The sequence below is a fragment of the Paraburkholderia sediminicola genome (assembly GCF_046027355.1).
Classification (GTDB): domain Bacteria; phylum Pseudomonadota; class Gammaproteobacteria; order Burkholderiales; family Burkholderiaceae; genus Paraburkholderia; species Paraburkholderia sediminicola_B.
Map to the genome: position 1 here is coordinate 20,357 of NZ_JAQQEK010000053.1, position 18,595 is coordinate 38,951.

Consider the following 18,595-nt stretch of genomic DNA (forward strand, 5'->3'; position numbering starts at 1 on the left):
GCACGCGCTGGCGCTGGTGACAAACAGAACTGCGCGCGGGCATTGATCGTGAGAAAGGAGAGCCAGGTCCGCAGGATTTCCGATGCGGGACGACACGAGGACTCCGAACATGCCCGCTAGCGATACTGGTACCAACTCTCCTCATCTCGATGACGGCGAACGGCAACAGGGGGCGCAGCACGCCTCTCCCCGCGCGTTGGTGGTTCATGAGGTAGTCAGGGAAGAAGGTGAGGCTGTCATGGACCGAACGGCCGGCGCGCTCATCATGTCCGCGCTGGCCGCAGGGCTGTCGATGGGGTTCTCCTTCCTGACGCAAGCCGTCATCGAGAGCTCTTTGCCCGACACCTCATGGCGTTTTCTCATCGCTTCTTTTGGCTATACGGTCGGGTTCGTCATCATCATTCTCGGCAAGCAGCAACTCTTTACGGAAAGCACCTTGAGCGCCGTGCTTCCGGTCCTGACGCGGCGCGACCAGAAGACCGTCGCGAAGACAGCCCGGCTTTGGGGACTCGTGCTGTCCGCCAATATCATCGGCACGCTCATATTTTCGGCAATACTCCAGATTCCAGGCGTGTTTTCCGACGACGTCGTCAAGGCGCTGGGCGTGCTGGCCACGCAGCCGTTTTCCGGCAGCTTCATGGTGACAGTGGTTCGTGCGATGTTTGCCGGCTGGCTCATCGCGCTGCTGGTCTGGCTGCTCCCCAATGCGCGCTCGGCCCGGCTCGTGACGATTCTATTGATCACCTACGTGGTGGCGATCAGCAAGCTGTCACACATCATCGCCGGATCGGTCGAGGCGAGTTACGGCGTGGTGACCAGTGCAGCCAGCGTCCACGACTACCTGCTCGGATTCTTCGCGCCAACCTTGCTCGGCAACATGATCGGCGGTATCTCGCTGGTGGCGATCATCAATCACGGGTCCATCGCGGCTGAAATAACGGACTCGCAGCGGGCGGCGCTGACGCGTCCCAGCAAGCGCAGATTGCGAGCGCACTAACGTGCGTTATGTGGAAGGCTTCTATGAATCGCCGTCGCGGCAATGGCTGCTTCGCCTGAGGCGACGCTGATCTGGTTAAGGGTATTGACGATGTCGCCAGCCGCGTAGAGATGTCGAATGCTGGTACGCTGATGCTTGTCCGTTCTTATCATTCCGTCCTCGTCGCGCTCCACTTGGAGTCCCAATAGGTCGGTCCGAGGATGGCAACCCATGACGGGATATACCGAGTCGAAAACGTGAACAGACCCGCCAGGGCTGATGATTTGTACCGCCCGGTCAGCGCCCCGAGGCGCTTCGAGTCTCCATAGCGAAATCAGACTGACGCCGCTGGCGGCAGCCGAATCCACTTCTGCGCCCGATAGCGCGTCGAGGTCGGACGCGACAACGGACACGTCGCGTGAAAATGTGCGCATAAAAATGGCGTGCGATAACGCACACTTCGCCGGTCCTAACATCGCAATACGCTTGCCTTCAGTCTCGTAACCGTCACATATCGGACAGAAGCGGAACAGGCCGGAACGTGTCAGCTCATCCGCGTCAGGCACGAGCGGCAGTCGGTCACGTATGCCCGCGGCGAGCAAAACGCGCCGGGCGTGCACCGAGCGCACTGCTTCTTCTTCACTCCCCCGCGTTGGGCGGTAGTCGATCCGGAAACCGTCGCTGACCGCCTCGATGGCCTCTACCTTGGCGTGTTCTGGCGCCACCTTGTACGGCGTGAGTTGCTCACGCAGCTTTGCCAGCCAGGCCTCGCCGCTAATGCCCGATGGAAAGCCCGGTACGTTGCGCGCAACGGGGATGAGCCGCGCGCGACTCTCGCCGGAGTCAAAGACACTCGTCGTTCGGCGATAGCGCGCAAGATAGAGTGCCGCGGTCAAGCCGGCCGCCCCCCCGCCTACGATTACACAGTCGATCAAACAATTATTCATCGCGAAGCATCTCCTCGCGTTCACAGCCAGCTGCAGAGCGCGAACTGCCTGGTTCTTCATCGTCCATGTTGCTGCCTTTCACACGTTGGACCATCATGAGTGTCGCGACCCTCTTCAGCCAGCAGAACGCTAAAGACCGCGGGCGTCGACTGCGAGCCACGTCGTCGCGGGCGCGTCCTCCAACATTTCGGTTTCAGAAGAAGTGTCGCTGATGGTTGTATCGCCAGCCGGCCAGGAAAGAATTCCCAACTTTATTCTTGTGCGCAACGTTCATGCCGCGACTGCGTGTTGGCAGCCGTGCCGGTCGTAGGGAAGTCATCGCCCCCTACCGCCGACGGAGACACGCGCCATACAACTGACACGCTTCAGATTTCAATCTGAAGCTAGCGTCCACACAAAAGATCCGCTGAGTGCCGCTTCAAACAGATCTGCGGGCGAGCATCGACCGTATTTCCCAAATGGCGCGGGGATTCGTGAGCAACGCAAGTGGAGTCGTGCGCTCCCGCATATGTCCGCTGCAGCTGAGGGCCAAGCCCAAGGAGCAGGCGCACGTATGGATGTTTCCGACCGGGACCAATTCGCGCGGACTCTTACCGCGCTGTGCAGCTCGCTGGCTGACGCGGAATCCTTGTTCTTTTCTATCCGTTCCCTGGCATCACTATATTTTTTTCGGCTCGCGCGCACGCTGCTGGGCCTTCCGTTTCATGGGCCGAATCTTATCCCAAGCGACCTTGCCCACAGCCTCGTTGACCTTGCCCTTGACCGTTGCCCCCGGTGCCTTCAATCTAATCTCGTTGAAGGGTCGCCTTACTGATTCACGCCACCCCCATTCAGCCACCCTGAACGCAGGCAAGTGCCGCGCACGACGCGTTGCAAGCCGTGCCGGAAGCGGCGACAGGACAAACACCCCGACGCCGCTCCGAGACCAATTTACGAAGGGCTTTTTAAAAGTAGCTGCATCGCGGCGCGGCGCCCCCCGGATCAGAGCCGCGACCCTGTGGGAAGCCAGCCTTTCGGGTCTGCCATCGATGCTGCAAACATCCGGCCCGGCGGTTGGCGGGCTGAATGGGGGCACCGTCGCGAATCGGATAGGGCAGCGCCCGGTGAAACATCATGCGAGCTGGCGAGGGTTAACACGTGCAGCAGATTTACATGGGCCTGGAAGTCACGGCGCAAGCGCAGGGAGAGCAGTTTGACGAGGGGCGACAACGCGAGTGGCGCCGAGGGGCCTCGAGCAGGCTTATCACCGGCACCCAGTCGCCGTCCCGGGACGATGTCCAGCCTTCATTGTGTCTGCGTACTGTTCCTGGCTGTGTTCTCAGAGGTCTTCACAAACGACCCGCGCCAGCAATGCCGATGGCGCGTATGTAGCTCTCCACCACGGGGTACAGCACGCCGACGCTGTTATCGAAATGGCTGCGGCCATTCGCCGCCGGCCAATGCATTCGGATGGGGTGCGGCAACAGCGCACAAATGGGAAAGCTATGATGCAACGAACGATGATGGTGGTTTCGGCGGGTTTGCTCGCCGCCGCATTGGCTGCTGGCGTGCTGGCCCAGGGGACACCTCAGGCGGTGACGGAAAAACGGGTGGACGTAGTCAGGCTCGCAACCGGGTACCGCGTCTCAAAGATTAATGGAGCCGCCGTTTTTAACCGGAACAAGGACAGGATCGGGACGGTTGACGACCTGATTTTGGCGCCGAACGGCCGGGAAAGTGCCTATGCCATCCTCTCGGTGGGAGGGTTTCTGGGTATGGGAACGCACCTCGTCGCGGTTCCGTTCGGCAGTCTTCAGATCACCAGCCAGCAGGTGATGTTGCCCGACGCGACCCGGGATGCCCTCCTCGCATTGCCCGAATTTAAATACGCTCCTGACTAGCCGGAACGACGCGATCGCGATGCACGACCTCCACGCTGCTGGAGCGACCCCGCCCCCTATCGCGATTGACACCTGAACCATGCTGATCTGCAGATCGTAAGCGGGATACTTGTGAAGGTTCAGGGACGCCCGCTGTCCTGCGCTACGTACCCGCCAGCAGATGGGGGACCTCATCCGCAACGGGCATCCGCGGCGACCCGTCTGACAGTGCCGCGCGCCAATCGCTCCAGACAAGCGACGCCGGCGGCAGCATTGAAAAATCTGCCGTTGTAACAGCACGCAAGGTATTTTATGGACCATTAAGTCGGAGAATCTCAAGTTCGCATCAAGCGATGGTGCTCGACTGATATCCAGTCGCATCTGTCGATCAGCGAACGGCCACGGGATGGTAGACCATTAGCGGATACCCATCTATAAGGACTTGCCCGTTTTAGCAAGAGGGGTTGAAGGGGCTTGTGCTGGTTCGTAATGCGTCTCCTGAGTCATCGGGACGGGACATATGCGGCGTGTAGCGGCGGGAGAGACTGCGCACCTATAAACGGCCTTGCTGGGCGACGTGGTTGCTGCGCCCGGGCCCGGATAGTAACCGCGCAGCAGGACTCCATTCGGGATGCGGCGAATACAGAGGTTGTAGCGCCTGATGGGTGTTCGAGTTCGCCTGCTGCCGGTCTGACCTGTCGCTATCGTTGCCTGTTGCGTCCTCTATGGGGAGTGGTGTTCAGTTTGAGGCTGCGCGGGCTGCTTCACGCGCCCGCCGTCTGGACGGGACGCGCGGGCGCGTGGGATGGATCGAACTTCTCGCCCTTCGCAAGAATTGCCCACAGAATGCGGGCGTGTTTGTTGGCGATGGCGATGAGTGTCTTCTGGTAGCCGACGCGAGCCTGCAGCTGGACAATCCACCGTGAGAGCCGGTCGGCGCGTCGGGGCGCGGCGGCAATGGCTGAGCGTGCCCCCAGGACCAGCAGGGTGCGCAGGTAGTCGTTGCCCTGTTTGGTAATACGGCCGAGCCGCTGCTTGCCGCCGCTGCTGTTCTGTTTGGGCACGATGCCAATCCAGGCTGCCAGCTGGCGACCGTTCCTGAACTGGCGCGCGTCGACCACGGTCGTTACCGTGGCGGATGCAGTGAGGGGCCCGACGCCACACATTTCCATGCAGCGCTTTGCCTGGGTATCCTGATTGGCGTGTTCGGCAATTTGCCGATCAAACCAGGCGATTTCCTGATCGAGCGCCTGCCATTGGACCCACGCGCGCATGAGCGCCTCGCGCGCGGATCCGGCGAGTTCGTTGCTGCGGTCTTCGACGCAGTCGACGAAGTATTTGTGCAGCTGGTTGATACGTTGTGGGAAGAAGACGCCGAACTCGGCGAGCAGTCCCCGCAACCGGTTGATGAGCGCGGTGCGCTCCTCGACATAGCCGGTACGCATCCGGTGAAGCACGAGCACGCTTTGCTGGGCGGGTGACTTGACGGGCACGAAACGCATCTGCGGCCGGCTCGCGGCTTCGCAGATGGCTTCGGCGTCGCGCGCGTCATTCTTCACGCGGGCGCCACCCTTGCGGTAGGGCACGACAAACTGGGGTGGAATCAGGCGGACCTCGTGTCCGAGCGCGCGGAGTTTGCGGGCCCAGTAGTGGGCGGCGCTGCAGGCTTCCATTGCGATCAGGCACGGCTTGAGATTGGCAAACCAGCTCAGGAGCCGGTTCCGCGCAATCGCCCTGCGGGCGACGACGCGCTCGGCGGCATCGACCGCATGGATCTGGATGACATTCTTGGCGAGGTCAACGCCGACGCGGGTGATCGTGTCCATGACTTCCTCCTTGGCGGAAGGTTGCTCAGCGGCCCCATGATCGCATCTGCGGCTGGTGTTCCGCTGGCCGGGCAAGTCCTTTACCAATTCGGGATCAAGCACGACGTGATGTAACTCACGCCTGCCCTGGCGGCGATTGCCACCCCAGAGAAACTGGCAAACGGACTTATCCTGTCAACACTCTCCTTTGGCCTTTTCTTAATTCTCCTTAGGAGATCCTTAAGAAGATGGAAATTTCGAAAAAATATACTGCTCAAGCACACCGAATGGAGGCCGATAGACAGAACGCAGTACACACGTTTTTCTATGGGAGATTGGGATGTCCATTCAGGCAATCGGTCAAAGCATCGTACAAACAGCACCTTCGTCCACGGCGTCGACTTCGAGTTCAGCGTCGACGGCGCCGGCATCGAGCACGAGCGCTTCGTCGGCTACGGGGTCGAGCACCAGCACGTCCACGTCGTCGTATACGGTCAACATCAGCAGCGCCGCGCGCGCTTTGATGGCGGAAGCGACCGAGACGTCGGTTCAAACCGCGCAGGAAGCAGGAAAGGGCGATCAGCAGGCGCAACGCCTGCTCGCCAGGGAGGCCGCAGCCAAGGCGGGCTAAGGCACCCGGGGAGATTAAGCTTGAAGGAGTGGGCCGCCGCGCCGGATCGGCGGCGGTCCCTCAGAATTTGAATGCGTGCCGGCATGACACGCCAAGCATACTGAGCACGCCGATCGTTGCGTGCGGCCAGCGCTCAACCCACCGGTTCGCGCTCGACCATGCCACCTTTCGCTCGATGCCCCGCCAGCCAATGCGACAGACGGTCGAACCACAGGTGCACCACCGGCGTCGTGAAGAGCGTCAGCATCTGCGAAACGATCAGGCCGCCGACAATCGCGATGCCGAGCGGAACACGCAATTCCGCGCCCGCACCAGACCCAAGCGCGAGCGGCAACGCGCCAAACAGCGCGGCCAGCGTCGTCATCATGATCGGCCGGAAGCGCAGCACGCATGCCTGACGGATCGCTTCGCGCGGCGATAAGCCTTGTTCACGCTCGGCCACGAGTGCGAAATCGATCATCATGATGGCGTTTTTCTTCACGATACCGATCAGCAGGATGATACCGATCATCCCCATGATGGAGAGATCCTGGCCGCACAGCATCAACGCAAGCAATGCCCCGACTCCCGCCGAGGGCAGCGTCGAAATGATGGTGAGCGGATGAATCGCGCTTTCGTACAGGATGCCGAGAATCAGATACACCACGACGAGTGCCGCCGCGATCAGATACGGTTCGCTGGAAAGCGACGCCTGGAACGCCTGCGCCGTGCCCTGGAACGACCCCGTCAAACTGTCGGGTTTGCCTGCGGCGACTTCGGCTTGGTGAATTGCCGTCACGGCGTTACCGAGCGATTGCCCCGGCGCCAGATTGAACGAGATCGTCACAGCCGGGAACAGCCCCTGGTGATTCACCGAAATCGGCGACACGTTGTTTTCGATCTTCGCCAGCGTGTTGAGCGGCACCAGTTCATTCGTCAGCGGCGAACGCACGTAGAGGTGCGCGAGCGCGTCGGTGGTCAACTGGAAACCCGGATCGACCTCCTCCACGACGTGGTATTGATTCAGCTGCGTGAACAGCGTCGCGATCTGCCGTTGACCGAACGCGTCGTATAGCGTGTCGTCGATGGCTTGAGCAGTAATACCGAAACGCGAAGCCGTGCTGCGGTCGATCACGAGCGTGGCGCTGGTGGCTGCCGCTTGCTGATCCGAAGTGACGTCGGCGAGTTGCGGGAGCTTCGACAGCTTATCCGTTAGTACGCCCGCCCAATGATTAAGTTCATTGATATCGGGGTCCTGCAGCGTGTACTGATACTGCGCGGCGCTGATACGGCCACCTACCTGAATATCCTGTCGGATCTGCATCGACAATGAAATGCCCATCACCTTCGCTAACTGAGGCTTCAGACGATTGAGCACCTGCGCGGCGCTGTCCTTGCGCTGACCGAACGCCTTCAGGTTGATCATCACGCGGCCCTGGCTCACGGTCGGATTGGCGCCCATCCAGTAGTAAACGTTATCGACCGCGGGATCGGCTTCGATGATATTGCCCAGTTGCTGCATTTTCAGAGACATCGCGCGCGGGGAGATGTCCGGCGCGGCCTGCGCGACACCCATGATCAACCCGGAGTCTTCCTGCGGGAAGAAGCCCTTCGGGATCACGACGAACAGCGCACCTGTCGCGACGATCGTTGCGATCGTCACGCCAAGCATCAGTTTCGCCCGATCCAACACCCAATCGAGACCCCGCTCGTAACGCCGTTCCACCGCGACGAAGCCTCTTTCGAGCCACGCTTCGAGCTTGCGCATGCGCCCTGCTTCATCCGGCTCAGGCAAACGGATCAGCCAGCCGCATAGCATCGGCGTGACGGTCAGCGATACCACCGCCGACATCAGGATCGCCGCGCTCACCGTCACCGCGAACTCGCGGAACAGGCGTCCGACAATGCCGCCCATCATCAGGATCGGAATGAACACCGCGATCAGCGAGATCGTCATCGAGATAATGGTGAAGCGTACCTCCATTGCGCCGAGCAGCGCGGCTTTCATGCGCGGCACGCCTTCTTCGACATGCCGCATCACGTTTTCGATCACGACAATCGCGTCGTCCACCACGAAACCGACCGCGATGGTCAACCCCATCAGCGAAAGATTGTCGAGGCTATAGCCGAGCAGATACATCACGCCGAATGTAGCCACCAGCGACAAAGGAATCGTCAGGCTCGGAATGATCGTTGCCCATACGTTGCGCAGAAACGAGAAGATGACCATCACGACGAGCGCGACCGTCAGCATCAACGTGAACTGCACGTCGTGCACCGATGCATTGATGGTTTGCGTACGGTCGCCCACGACATGCAGATGCGCGGCGGCGGGCAGCGTTGCTTCCAGCGCAGGCAGCTTCGCCTTGATGTTGGCGATCGTCTGCACGACGTTGTAGCCAGGCTGCTTGTGAATATCGAGGATGATCGCGCGTTCGCGTTGAAGCCATGCGGCCTGCTGGTTGTCTTCAGCGGCGTTCAGAACAGTGCCGAGATCGGCAACGCGAATCGGCGCGCCGTTCTTGTACGCGACCACCAGATCGCGATACGCCGAGGCGGTCGTGATCTGATCGGTGGCGTTGAAAATCACCGAGCGGTCTGGGCCGTTCAGGCTGCCCTTCGGCGCATTCACGGTCTGCAAGCCGACTATCGAGCGCACGTCTTCCAGCGTGAGGCCGCGTGCGGTGAGCTTGTCGGGATCGAGCTGAATACGCACGGCAGGCCGTTGCTGGCCGTGGAAATCGACGAGACCGACGCCTGGCATCTGCGAGATCTGCTGCGCCAGATAGTCTTCGGCGTAACTGTCAAGTTGCGTGAGCGTGAGCGATGGCGACGTCAGCGCGAGTGAAAGCAAGGTGAAGTCGGCGGGGTTGACCTTTTCATAGGTCGGTGGGTTCGGCAGATTCTTCGGCAAGGTGCCGCCGGCCGCATTGATCGCCGTCTGCACGTCCTGCGCCGCGCCGTTGATATCGCGCGACAAGTCGAATTGCACCGCGATGTTGGTCGTGCCCAGCGAGCTCGACGAGGTCATCTGCGTGATGCCAGCAATCAACGAGAGTTGCCGCTCGAGAGGCGTCGCCACCGACGTCGCCATGGTCTCCGCACTCGCGCCCGGCAACTTCGCCACGACCTGAATGGTCGGAAAGTCGACTTGTGGCAAGGGTGCGACCGGCAGCAGGAAATACGCCACCGCGCCCGCCAGCAGCACCGCGATAGCAAGAAAACTGGTCGCAATGCGCCGTTTGATGAACCGTTCCATCAGGCTCATGACGGATTGTCCTGGTTGGCCTGGCTGCCCGCCGCGTCTGCGTTGACCGGTGCCTGGGCCACCGCCGCAACCGTGGTCGCCGTCACGCGCACGCCGGGGTTCAAGCGGCTTTGTCCATCAAACACAACGAGGTCCGCGGCCGCAACGCCGCTGCGAATTTCCGTCATTCCATCGACAGTCACGCCCGTTTGCACCGGACGCATCTGCGCCGTGCCATGCGCGTTGATCACATAGAGCTGCGTGCCGTTCTGCGTGTTCACCACCGCGCGGCTCGGCACGGCGAGCCGCTGCGTATCGGTGCGCAACAGCACGCGCGCATTCACCAGTTCGCCCGGCCACAGCTTGCGGTCCTTGTTGGCGAAAGAGGCCTTGAGTTTGATCTGACCGGTGGTGGGATCGACCGTACTGTCGATGAACACGAGCGTGCCGTCGGCAAGCGCTGTGCTGCCGGAACGCGTGGTGACGTTCACCGCCAAAGGTGCGGCCGCCTGATTGGCGAGCAAGTCGGGGAGCACGTCTTGCGGCACGGAGAACAGCACGGTAATCGGCTCCATCTGCGTGACGGTGACGATACCGGTCGTGTCGGTGGGATGCACGATCGCGCCGATGTCGGCTTCGCGCGCGCCGACCCGGCCGGTGAAAGGCGCGAAGAGCGTGGTGAAGCCAAGTTGCAGGCGGTCGCTCTGCACCAGCGCCGCGTCTGCCGCGACAGTGGCGGCGAGTGCTTCGACTTGCGCCTTCGCGGTGTCCACGGCCTGGGTGGTCGCCGCACCGATGCCGACCAGTTTCGAGTAGCGTGCGAGATCGAGCTTCGCGTTATCGAGCGATGCCTGGTCCTTGCGTTGAGCCGCTTCCGCTTGATGCAATTGCGCGGTGAGCGGGCCCTGGTCGAGTTGGGCGAGCAACTGCCTTGCCTCCACATCCTGCCCTTCAGTGAAGGCCACGCGCTGCAACTGGCCATCCACACGCACTTTGACGTCCACCGTATTGAGCGCGAGGACCGTACCCACCGCAGCCACGCGAATCGGAAAATCGCGGTTCACCGGATGGCCGGCGTTGACCGGCACCGCAGCCACGGGCTTCACGGCCGGATGCCTCGGCCATAACCACGCGACAAGAATCACGACAAGGACAGCGAACGCCACCACGAGCGGCGCGCGACGGCGCGCCCGGGGCGCCTCGTGGTTCGGAAGGTCAGCAGGTTTCATGAGCGGGAAGGCGGAGAAGTGGAAGCGGCGCTGCTATCGATCACGCCGAAGCCGCCACCGAACGCGCGAAACAGGCTCACCGACGCTTGCAGCCGCGCGAGCCGCGCCTGCACCAGCGTGTCTTCGGCTTGATAGAGCGTGCGTTGGGCGTCGAGTACGGTCAGAAAATCGACGGTGCCGAGCTTGTACTGGGCTTGCGCGAGCGTAGCGGCTTTGCGGGCGGCATCGGCGGCGGTCTGGTCGGCGGCCTCCGCGAGCTGCTGCTGTTGCGCCGCCGAGAGCGAATCCTCGACGTCCTGCAATGCGGTTACTACGGCCTGCCGGTAATCGGCGACGCCCTTTGCTTCGGCTGCCTGGCTTGCGTGCAACTGACCGTGCAGCGCGCCGCCGTCGAACAGCGGCGCGGCCAGCGACGTGGCGAGGCTCGCAAACGGACTCGACAGGAAATGCGAAAGGGACTTGCTGCTGAGCCCGCCGTCGGCGGTTAGCACGATATTCGGCAGAAAAGCCGCGCGCGCCGCGCCGACGCTCTCGTTAGCCGGCTGCAACTGCGCTTCCTTCGAGCGGATATCGGGGCGTGTTTCCAGCAAGCTCGCGGGAAGATTCGGGCGCGGCTGTGGAATGACGATGTCACCGAGCGCGGCGTCGCTCACTGTGAACTGCTCGGGCGCGGTACCCACCAGCACGGCGAGCGCATGAATGTTGGTGTCCAGTTGCTGCTGCAACGCCGGCACCGCCGCCTGGAAAGTGGCGAGCGCATTGCGCTGCTGCTGCACCTGCAGCTCGGTCGCGACGCCCGCCTCCTGTTGCGCGAGCAGCAACTGCAGAATATGTGCGGCATCGTCCGAGATGGACCGTGCGATCGCCAGACGGCGGCGCAGGCTCTGCACCTGGAAATACGTGTCCGCGACCGACGCGGTCAGCGTCAACGCCACCGTATCGCGATCGAACTCGGACGCGCGCGCGAGCAGGTCCGCCGCGCTGGCGTTGGCGGCGTTGAAGCCCCAGAAATCGACTTCGTAACTGGCTTCGGCGAACAGGCTCTGGGTTTTGGTGGTCGAGCCACGCCCCTGGTGAGCGCGGTCGAAGGTAGCACCGAGCGTCAGCGACGGATACTGCGGTGCGCCGGCTTTTTCGGCGTTGCCGCGCGCCTGTTCGACGCTCGCAATCGCGGACGCCAGCGTGAAGTTGTTGCGCAGACTGCGATCGACCAGCGCATCGAGCGCGGGGTCGTGATATTCGCGCCACCAGCCGCTCTTTACAGGAACGGTATCGGCGAGCGAAGCATTCGCCGCGCCGTCGAAGCGTTGCGCGAGCGGCGCACTCGGCCGCTGATAGGCCGGCACGAGCGAGCACCCGGCCAGTCCCGCGACACCCAGCGCGCAGACCAAGGCAACCACAGCACATGCAGCAGCGCGCACCGCCAGATGAGGCGCACGAGGACTGACGACGCGCAAGAACGGCGCCGAACGGGACAGCCCTGACATGGGAGAACGCTCCGGCAACATGGGAATGTCGCCAGATTAGTCAGCGGGTCCTGTCGGCGCTTTCGCCCAATAATGAAAAAAATTTAATGCGCCGCAACACGCCGCCCGCGCTGGCGTACACGAGGCCATCCATGTCGCCCAAAAACTTACTAAGGTGCCGGGTTCAGCACATAACCCGCCCCCACCACGGTATGAATCAGCGCCACCGGAAAATCGCGATCCACCTTCGCCCGCAGCCGATGCATGTGCATATCGATGATATTGCCGCGCGGTTCAAAATCGTAATTCCACGCCGCCTCGAGCAGCATGCTACGCGTCACCACCTGCCCTTCCCGACGCGCCAGGCATTCGAGCAACAGAAACTCGCGATGCTGCAGGCGCAGATCGCGCCCGCCACGCGTCGCGGTCCGCGCCCGGGTATCGAGCACCAGATCCGCGCATTCGAGCCGCTCGCTCATCCTCCGGCGATCCGCGCGCCGCGCGAGCGCCTCGATTCTCGCCAGCACTTCCGCGAAGGCATAGGGCTTCATGAGGTAATCGTCACAACCGGCGCGGATACCCTCCACGCGTTCGTTCAGTCCGCCAAGCGCGGACAGCATCAGCACCGGCGTGGTATCACCGCCGGCGCGCAATTGCTGCACGAGGGCGATGCCGTCGAGCGCCGGCAGGAGCCGGTCGGTCACAATCACGTCGTAAATGCCTTCGCGCGCGTAGGCGAGCCCGGTCGCACCGTCGGCCACGGAGTCGACAATGAGACCGCTTTCGCTCAAACCGCGCGCCAGAAACTGGCTGGCTCGCGTGTCGTCTTCGACCAGCAGGACTCGCATACGCTCAACAGGTTGATGGGGGCCTACATTAAAATTTTTTAATGCTGGCGCGAAACGCCTGTGCAGCTTCGCGCGGCATACTTCGGGACATCGTAGGCACGAGCGTAGTGTATATGGCCGGCTCGCACGGGGCTCGCCGCGCGCTCACTTCTGGAAAAATGCATGACGAACGTACTGGTCGTCGAAGACGACGAGCAAACCCTGGCGGAGATCGTTGAAGCGCTAACCGATCACGGCTGCAAGGTGCATACCGCGAGAACGGGCCGCGACGGTCTGATGCTTGCGGTCGCCAACAATTATGACGCCATCGTGCTCGATCGCATGTTGCCGGGTGGACTCGAAGGGCTCGGCATGCTGGCGGCATTGCGCAGCGCCGGCGTGCTCACGCCGGTGTTGATTCTGAGCGCGCTCTCCGCAGTCGACGAACGGGTGCGCGGTCTGCGCGCCGGCGGCGACGATTATCTGACCAAGCCGTTCGAATTCATCGAGCTGACCGCACGGCTCGACGCGCTGATGCGCCGGCGCGAAGCGGCGCCAGGTGTGCAGGAATATCAGGTCGGCCCGTTGCGTCTCGACCCGCTCAAGCGCGAAGTGAGCTGCGCCGGCCGTCCGGTTTCGCTCTTGCCGCGCGAATACCGGCTGCTCGAATACCTGATGCAGCATGAGGGCCAAGTGGTGAGCCGCACCATGCTGTTCGAGGCGGTGTGGGATTACCGGCTCGACGAGCGGACCAATGTGATCGACGTGCATATCAGCCGCCTGAGAAAGAAGCTCGACCCGGACGGGACGGCTCCGATGATCGATACCGTGCGCGGTTCGGGGTACATGCTCCATGCGCCTGACTGACCTGCACCGCACCACCGGCTTTCGCCTCGCCACGCTGTTCCTGATGCTGTTCGGCGTGATCGCGATACTATTGTTCGGCTATCTGTACCACGAGATCACCGGTTTCGAACAGGAGCGCATCGACGACTGGCTGATGCGCGAGCACGCCCAGTTGCAACGCGAAGAGCCGGACGAACTGGTGGCGCGATTCGACCATCAAAACCAGTTCGATCCGCGCCACCAGCGCCCGTTCGGTCTGTTCGACGCTGCCGGAAAACATCTTGCCGGCGGCTACGCGGGCGATCAACCGGCTATCCCCGTGTTCGACCAACCGTTCTCCATGCGGCTCGCGAAGCTGCCCGGCCACCCGCCCGGCCGATGCATCGCCGCGCGCGTGCCGGATAGCCGCATCGCGTTGCAATGCCAGAACACCCGCGAGCTCGACCACTTCGACGAAGAACTGCTGCACGCGCTGCTTTCCACCGCCATGATCACACTCGTGATCGGCCTGGTCGGGGCGAGCCTGATCGGCATTTCCGCAATGCGAAGGCTGGACGCGGTGACCGCCTCGATCGAGGAAATCGTCGCCGGCAATCTCAGCAGGCGTTTGCCGGTGCATTCGAAACGCGACGACGTGGATCGCCTCGTCGGCGTCGTCAACGGCATGCTCGACGAAATCGAGCGGCTGATGAACGAGGTAAAAGGCGTGTGTGACGCGATTGCACACGATCTGCGCACGCCGCTTACACGCATGCTCGGCGGACTCGAACGTGCTCAGCGGCGCGCCAAAACCGAGGAGGAATACCGAGCAGCAATCGACGAAACCATCGTCGAAACAAGTGGATTGCTACGCACTTTCAATGCGCTACTGCGTATTTCGGAAATCGAAAGCGGCGTGCGTCGTGCGGGTTTCACCACTGTCGATCTGACTGAGGTCGTGGACGACGTGTTCGAGTTCTACGAGCCCACTGCCGAAGAAAAGCAGATCGCGTTTGAACTGCGGCGGGCCATGTCCGGGCGGCTGGAGATTCAGGGCGACCCCAATCTGCTGTTCGAGGCGCTGGCGAATCTGGTGGAAAACGCCGTCAAGTTCGCACCGCACGGCGGCCATGTGCGGCTCACCGTGTTCCGCGACAGAACCGGCGCTGGCGTGATAGTTGCCGATGACGGGCCCGGCATTGCGCCCGCCGAACAACACGCTGTGATGCGAAGGTTCTATCGCGGCGAGGCGAGCCGTCATACGCCGGGCAGCGGGCTTGGACTGAGTCTCGCACTCGCGGTAGCGGGGATGCATGGCATGACGATTCGTTTCAAAGACGCGACGCCCGGATGTGAAGTCCTGTTGTACAAACCGAACGAGTAGCGTCGCCTGCATATTCGATGCGCACGGTGTCAAGACCGACTGATCCCAAGACGGACTATCTCCGGATCGCGCTCTTCACTTGCACGCCGGCCTCCCGGCACCGGGCGCATATGCCGAACAGCACCAGTTGCCGTCCTGACATCGCGAAATCATGAGTATCGGCGATCGCTTTCTGACGAGTGTCGATCTCCGGATCGAAAAACTCATCGATGTCGCCGCATGTCGTGCAAACGAGGTGATCGTGCCGGTTGCCATCATCAAATTCGTAGACCATGCAGCCGTCTCCGAAGGCCACGCCGGACACCAGATGCGCGTCGACGAGTTGTCCCAGCACGCAATAAATGGTGGCCACACTCACATTACGCATGTCCCCGTTCAAACGCTTGTAGATCTGCTCTGCGCTGAAGTGGTCATCAGCATGTGCGCGGAAAAACTCCAGCACCATTGCACGGGGAGACGTCGGGCGCAGGCCGGCCCGCTCCAGAATTTTTTGAGTATTCATGGACGAGGTCGCCGAAAATAGCAAATCTGGTCACGCATCAGGCTGGATCGACGCGGTCGTCTTGGCAATGTGGTTAGACGGAATTTTGGGAACTATGTGGGCATATTCCTTAAGAAAAACCTTACGCGCGCGCGAGGCAATGATTTTATGAAACCATCGGTTAGCTTCCTTGCACGACCGCTCTGTACGCAGCAGGCCTTCCTGCTTCATAACCTCGAAGGCCAAACCCATAGCGAGGCCGCCGCGCATGTCAATCTCGGTCTTCTTCCTTTCAGCCCAGATCGACATATAGCAATTCGGACACTCTCGCCTTCCAGCGGACTCGGGCTGGGGAACTCGTGCGCTTGCCTTGCGCCGAAGACAGGCAGTGTATGCTATTGCCTGCTCAACACATCAGAAAACCCACCGACACGAATGCCAGCGGCCCCGATTTCCGCCGCCACGCGAGGCGAAATCAACGCCCTCAGTTCATCCGCGTGGCGATAGAATCGCATCCGTGGACTCAATGGCGACGGCCCCGCCAACGCGGGATGACAATAGACCTCAACCACACCGCATGGCAATGCCTGGAGGGCAGCCAGCAATGCCAGCTCGTCCATCTGGCCACTCCTCGCAATACCGATCACAAAGTCGTTATGCACGATCCCTTCGCGTGCTAAACGGAGGCGCACTACTGAAATCCACGGCTTGAGCCACGGGGGCGCTCACTTCGAGTGGCAGACGCATCGCACGCATTCCATAGTCCCGTCCAATGTCGAGGATCAGCCCGAGCACCGTCGGATGCAAATGTAAATGCTTGTGCGTGTTGACATGATCGAGTGCTAATCCGGTCCGCGCAAACGACTCGAATTGCGCACGAATCTCCCGAGCTAATTGCTTGCGCACTTGCGGGAGAAAGAAGAATCGCAGGCCGTCGCGCACCATCTTGTCGCCGAAACGGCCATGCGTGTCCAGCAACGCTGGAATCTCGCATCGCGGCGCCACGGGATCGCCGTCGGCCAGCACCAGATGCAGGCCGACCCGCAATTCCGGCAGGTCCCGCGCACGCGCCACCGCGTCGTTCGCGGCTCGCGCGCCGACCATCAGGCTCGCGGCCGTCAGCACGCCACGCCGGTGAGCCCACTCGACCGCCAGATTGACCCGCTCATGTAGACCGAAATCGTCGGCGGTCACGATGAGCCCACGCGGCTTATCCTCCATCGGTTGCCTCCATGACGTCTGACACGCCCATCGATCGACTGCGTGCTGCTCTCGTCCTTGACGCATGCACTCGCGCGCGCGCCTTGCCACACGACGTACGGCCCAAGAGCGGCGGCCAACCATTGCAAGGCAAGCAACCTATCGCGCAAGGGCACGAGAGTCGCAATCGGATCCGATCGGCAAGTTGTCGTGTCTGAGATACCTGTTGTGCACACGCCTTGCGCACGTTTACGATCGATTTGCGACGATCCGACGTCATGCGATTACGCCTGCAAGAACAGGGGCTTCATGGATGCTCCCGCAGGTCTGTGATTGACGCCTTCAGTTTTCTGTCGGAGAAAAACCAACGAGATTCATTGCTCGGCGCAAACGAGCAATGGCGCAATATTGCGGAAGGAAGCCTGAAGGATTGATTCAACGTCTTTGCAGCAAGGTTCAAGCATCCTGTTTGCCTGCATCGCCAGTTTGAGGCGCCAGCATGCTAATACTTCTCATGTTCGGAGTACTGTGGTAGTTGACCTGCTGCGCAAGTTGAAGTGCGGACGGGCGCCAGCTCGAACGGCGGCAATGCTGCACGCCAAGCCACACCGGCATCAGTTCGTGTCAGTTTCGGGATGAGACGCAGGCATGCCCCGTGTCTTCACCAAGCGCGCTCCGTCCGTTCCGTGCTGGATCGCGTAGATTTCGCGGTTATGGGCGATCGTTGCCGCCGTCGGCGGGTAGTCGTCATCGCGGGTCGGCACCAGCCCTTCGGCCTGTGCCTGCTGCAATTGCGCCATGACATCTGCGCGCGTCAGACCTGACGTGCTGGTTTGCGCGAAGGCATTCGCGCCGAACGCCAGGCTGAGTGCGGTGACGGCAACAGCGTTAAGCAATTTCATGATGTCTCTCCGGGTTAGGGGCAAGCAATGAGTGGCCAGAACCACGCTTGCCATTCTTGTCATTTCCCCTTTCGGAGCACTGACCTCCCGATTACCATTTTGTTATCTACGCCCGCCTGACGAAACGCCCCGCGCGGCCACGCCACGTCCCCGTTCATTCGCATCACCGCCCACATAACAGAACGGTAATCTAGCCGACGGCAGTCCGTCAGCGCCGCCCCGCCACACTCCTGACTCACGAAGCCCGCGTCACGCGCCCCCGCAGCACTGCAGCGACGCGTGCCTCCATCGGCCTCTTTTCAGGAATCCGTCATGTGGATAGTCAGGCTGGCGCTGAGCCGCCCTTATACCTTCGTGGTCCTTGCCGTGCTGATCTTTATCGTCGGCCCGCTGGCGATACTGCGCACGCCGACCGATATCTTTCCGAACATCGATATCCCGGTGGTCAGCATCGTCTGGAGCTATAACGGCTTTTCCGCCCAGGACATGGCCAACCGCATCACGTCGAACTACGAGCGCGCGCTGACCTCGGACGTCGACGATATCGAGCACATCGAGTCGCAATCGCTGAACGGCGTCTCCGTGGTGAAGATCTTTTTTCATCCGGGCGCGGACATCAATCGCGCGATTGCGGAGGCGGCGTCCAATTCGGCGTCGATCCTGCGCGTGCTGCCGCCTGGCACGTTGCCGCCGAACATCATTACGTACAACGCGTCGACGGTGCCGATCCTGCAGCTCGGCCTGTCCAGCAACACGCTTTCCGAACAGCAACTCTACGATCTCGGCAATAGCCAGATCCGCACGCAACTGGCGACGGTGCAAGGCGCGTCCGTGCCG

At 61.7% G+C, this 18,595-nt stretch carries 15 protein-coding genes and 1 pseudogene; 5 read left to right on the forward strand and 11 right to left on the reverse strand.

Annotated features, from left to right (window positions below; all coding sequences use genetic code 11):
* The first annotated feature begins 109 nt into the window (after window positions 1-109).
* Entirely contained in the window at window positions 110-997 is an 888-nt protein-coding gene (locus PQR42_RS42775) for a formate/nitrite transporter family protein (RefSeq protein ID WP_408495676.1), read from the forward strand.
* On the opposite strand, the gene PQR42_RS42780 is transcribed toward PQR42_RS42775, so the two are convergent.
* A complete protein-coding gene (locus tag PQR42_RS42780) occupies window positions 994-1,983 on the reverse strand; it encodes an NAD(P)/FAD-dependent oxidoreductase (protein WP_408495678.1) in 990 nt (329 codons plus the stop codon). The genes PQR42_RS42775 and PQR42_RS42780 overlap by 4 nt on opposite strands.
* 1,424 nt (window positions 1,984-3,407) lie before the next feature.
* Between PQR42_RS42780 and PQR42_RS42785 the strand changes: the two genes are divergently transcribed.
* Window positions 3,408-3,803, forward strand: coding sequence for a PRC-barrel domain-containing protein (locus tag PQR42_RS42785; RefSeq protein WP_408495680.1), 396 nt, complete (start codon window positions 3,408-3,410; stop codon window positions 3,801-3,803).
* A gap of 743 nt (window positions 3,804-4,546) precedes the next feature.
* On the opposite strand, the gene PQR42_RS42790 is transcribed toward PQR42_RS42785, so the two are convergent.
* The 6 genes from PQR42_RS42790 to PQR42_RS42815 form a co-directional block, all read right to left on the reverse strand.
* Window positions 4,547-5,608 carry an IS110 family RNA-guided transposase gene (locus tag PQR42_RS42790; protein WP_408495682.1) on the reverse strand — a complete coding sequence of 354 codons (1,062 nt, stop codon included), beginning with the start codon at window positions 5,606-5,608 and terminating at the stop codon, window positions 4,547-4,549.
* Between the two features lie 339 nt (window positions 5,609-5,947).
* The gene (locus PQR42_RS42795; RefSeq protein WP_408393566.1) at window positions 5,948-6,088 is read right to left on the reverse strand and encodes a hypothetical protein; all 141 of its coding nucleotides are present in this window, start codon (window positions 6,086-6,088) and stop codon (window positions 5,948-5,950) included.
* Between the two features lie 263 nt (window positions 6,089-6,351).
* On the reverse strand, window positions 6,352-9,465 hold the full coding sequence (locus PQR42_RS42800; protein WP_408495684.1) for an efflux RND transporter permease subunit: 3,114 nt from the start codon (window positions 9,463-9,465) through the stop codon (window positions 6,352-6,354).
* A complete protein-coding gene (locus tag PQR42_RS42805) occupies window positions 9,462-10,673 on the reverse strand; it encodes an efflux RND transporter periplasmic adaptor subunit (protein ID WP_408495686.1) in 1,212 nt (403 codons plus the stop codon). Before PQR42_RS42805 ends, PQR42_RS42800 begins: the two co-directional genes overlap by 4 nt.
* Window positions 10,670-12,160 carry an efflux transporter outer membrane subunit gene (locus PQR42_RS42810; protein ID WP_408495688.1) on the reverse strand — a complete coding sequence of 497 codons (1,491 nt, stop codon included), beginning with the start codon at window positions 12,158-12,160 and terminating at the stop codon, window positions 10,670-10,672. The genes PQR42_RS42805 and PQR42_RS42810 overlap by 4 nt, the downstream gene beginning before the upstream one ends.
* Before the next feature lie 149 nt (window positions 12,161-12,309).
* A complete protein-coding gene (locus tag PQR42_RS42815) occupies window positions 12,310-12,987 on the reverse strand; it encodes a response regulator transcription factor (RefSeq protein ID WP_408495690.1) in 678 nt (225 codons plus the stop codon).
* 162 nt (window positions 12,988-13,149) lie between these two features.
* Here PQR42_RS42815 and PQR42_RS42820 point away from each other — a divergent pair, with 162 nt between their 5' ends.
* Window positions 13,150-13,833: a response regulator transcription factor gene (locus PQR42_RS42820; RefSeq protein WP_408393581.1), complete on the forward strand. Its 684-nt coding sequence runs from the start codon at window positions 13,150-13,152 to the stop codon at window positions 13,831-13,833.
* A complete protein-coding gene (locus tag PQR42_RS42825; RefSeq protein WP_408393584.1) occupies window positions 13,820-15,175 on the forward strand; it encodes a sensor histidine kinase in 1,356 nt (451 codons plus the stop codon). The genes PQR42_RS42820 and PQR42_RS42825 overlap by 14 nt, the downstream gene beginning before the upstream one ends.
* Before the next feature lie 55 nt (window positions 15,176-15,230).
* On the opposite strand, the gene PQR42_RS42830 is transcribed toward PQR42_RS42825, so the two are convergent.
* The 4 genes and pseudogenes from PQR42_RS42830 to PQR42_RS42845 all read right to left on the reverse strand — a co-directional run bounded on the left by PQR42_RS42830 (window position 15,231) and on the right by PQR42_RS42845 (window position 17,758).
* Window positions 15,231-15,677 (reverse strand): Fur family transcriptional regulator, encoded by a 447-nt coding sequence (locus PQR42_RS42830; protein WP_408393587.1) that lies wholly within the window; start codon window positions 15,675-15,677, stop codon window positions 15,231-15,233.
* Window positions 15,678-15,707: 30 nt separating this feature from the next.
* Window positions 15,708-15,965: a hypothetical protein gene (locus PQR42_RS42835; protein ID WP_408393590.1), complete on the reverse strand. Its 258-nt coding sequence runs from the start codon at window positions 15,963-15,965 to the stop codon at window positions 15,708-15,710.
* Window positions 15,966-16,051: 86 nt separating this feature from the next.
* Window positions 16,052-16,877, reverse strand: a pseudogene (gene hpnK / locus PQR42_RS42840) (hopanoid biosynthesis-associated protein HpnK).
* A 593-nt stretch (window positions 16,878-17,470) separates the two neighbouring features.
* Complete coding sequence (locus tag PQR42_RS42845) at window positions 17,471-17,758, reverse strand: DUF4148 domain-containing protein (protein ID WP_408495693.1); 288 nt, start codon at window positions 17,756-17,758, stop codon at window positions 17,471-17,473.
* 312 nt (window positions 17,759-18,070) lie between these two features.
* On the opposite strand from PQR42_RS42845, the gene PQR42_RS42850 reads away from it, so the two are divergent.
* Window positions 18,071-18,595, forward strand: a 525-nt coding sequence (locus PQR42_RS42850) for an efflux RND transporter permease subunit (protein ID WP_408495267.1), incomplete at its 3' end; no start/stop codon positions are given.

What these genes read in the sequence shown, in the direction of transcription:
- PQR42_RS42825 (WP_408393584.1), top strand. Translation starts at nt 13,820, where the DNA reads ATGCGCCTGACTGACCTGCACCGCACCACCGGCTTTCGCCTCGCCACG.
- PQR42_RS42780 (WP_408495678.1), bottom strand. Translation starts at nt 1,983, where the DNA reads ATGAAGAACCAGGCAGTTCGCGCTCTGCAGCTGGCTGTGAACGCGAGG.
- PQR42_RS42800 (WP_408495684.1), bottom strand. Translation starts at nt 9,465, where the DNA reads ATGAGCCTGATGGAACGGTTCATCAAACGGCGCATTGCGACCAGTTTT.
- PQR42_RS42835 (WP_408393590.1), bottom strand. Translation starts at nt 15,965, where the DNA reads ATGTCGATCTGGGCTGAAAGGAAGAAGACCGAGATTGACATGCGCGGC.
- PQR42_RS42775 (WP_408495676.1), top strand. Translation starts at nt 110, where the DNA reads ATGCCCGCTAGCGATACTGGTACCAACTCTCCTCATCTCGATGACGGC.
- PQR42_RS42805 (WP_408495686.1), bottom strand. Translation starts at nt 10,673, where the DNA reads ATGAAACCTGCTGACCTTCCGAACCACGAGGCGCCCCGGGCGCGCCGT.
- PQR42_RS42815 (WP_408495690.1), bottom strand. Translation starts at nt 12,987, where the DNA reads ATGCGAGTCCTGCTGGTCGAAGACGACACGCGAGCCAGCCAGTTTCTG.
- PQR42_RS42830 (WP_408393587.1), bottom strand. Translation starts at nt 15,677, where the DNA reads ATGAATACTCAAAAAATTCTGGAGCGGGCCGGCCTGCGCCCGACGTCT.
- PQR42_RS42820 (WP_408393581.1), top strand. Translation starts at nt 13,150, where the DNA reads ATGACGAACGTACTGGTCGTCGAAGACGACGAGCAAACCCTGGCGGAG.
- PQR42_RS42785 (WP_408495680.1), top strand. Translation starts at nt 3,408, where the DNA reads ATGATGCAACGAACGATGATGGTGGTTTCGGCGGGTTTGCTCGCCGCC.
- PQR42_RS42795 (WP_408393566.1), bottom strand. Translation starts at nt 6,088, where the DNA reads ATGTTGACCGTATACGACGACGTGGACGTGCTGGTGCTCGACCCCGTA.
- PQR42_RS42810 (WP_408495688.1), bottom strand. Translation starts at nt 12,160, where the DNA reads ATGTCAGGGCTGTCCCGTTCGGCGCCGTTCTTGCGCGTCGTCAGTCCT.
- PQR42_RS42845 (WP_408495693.1), bottom strand. Translation starts at nt 17,758, where the DNA reads ATGAAATTGCTTAACGCTGTTGCCGTCACCGCACTCAGCCTGGCGTTC.
- PQR42_RS42790 (WP_408495682.1), bottom strand. Translation starts at nt 5,608, where the DNA reads ATGGACACGATCACCCGCGTCGGCGTTGACCTCGCCAAGAATGTCATC.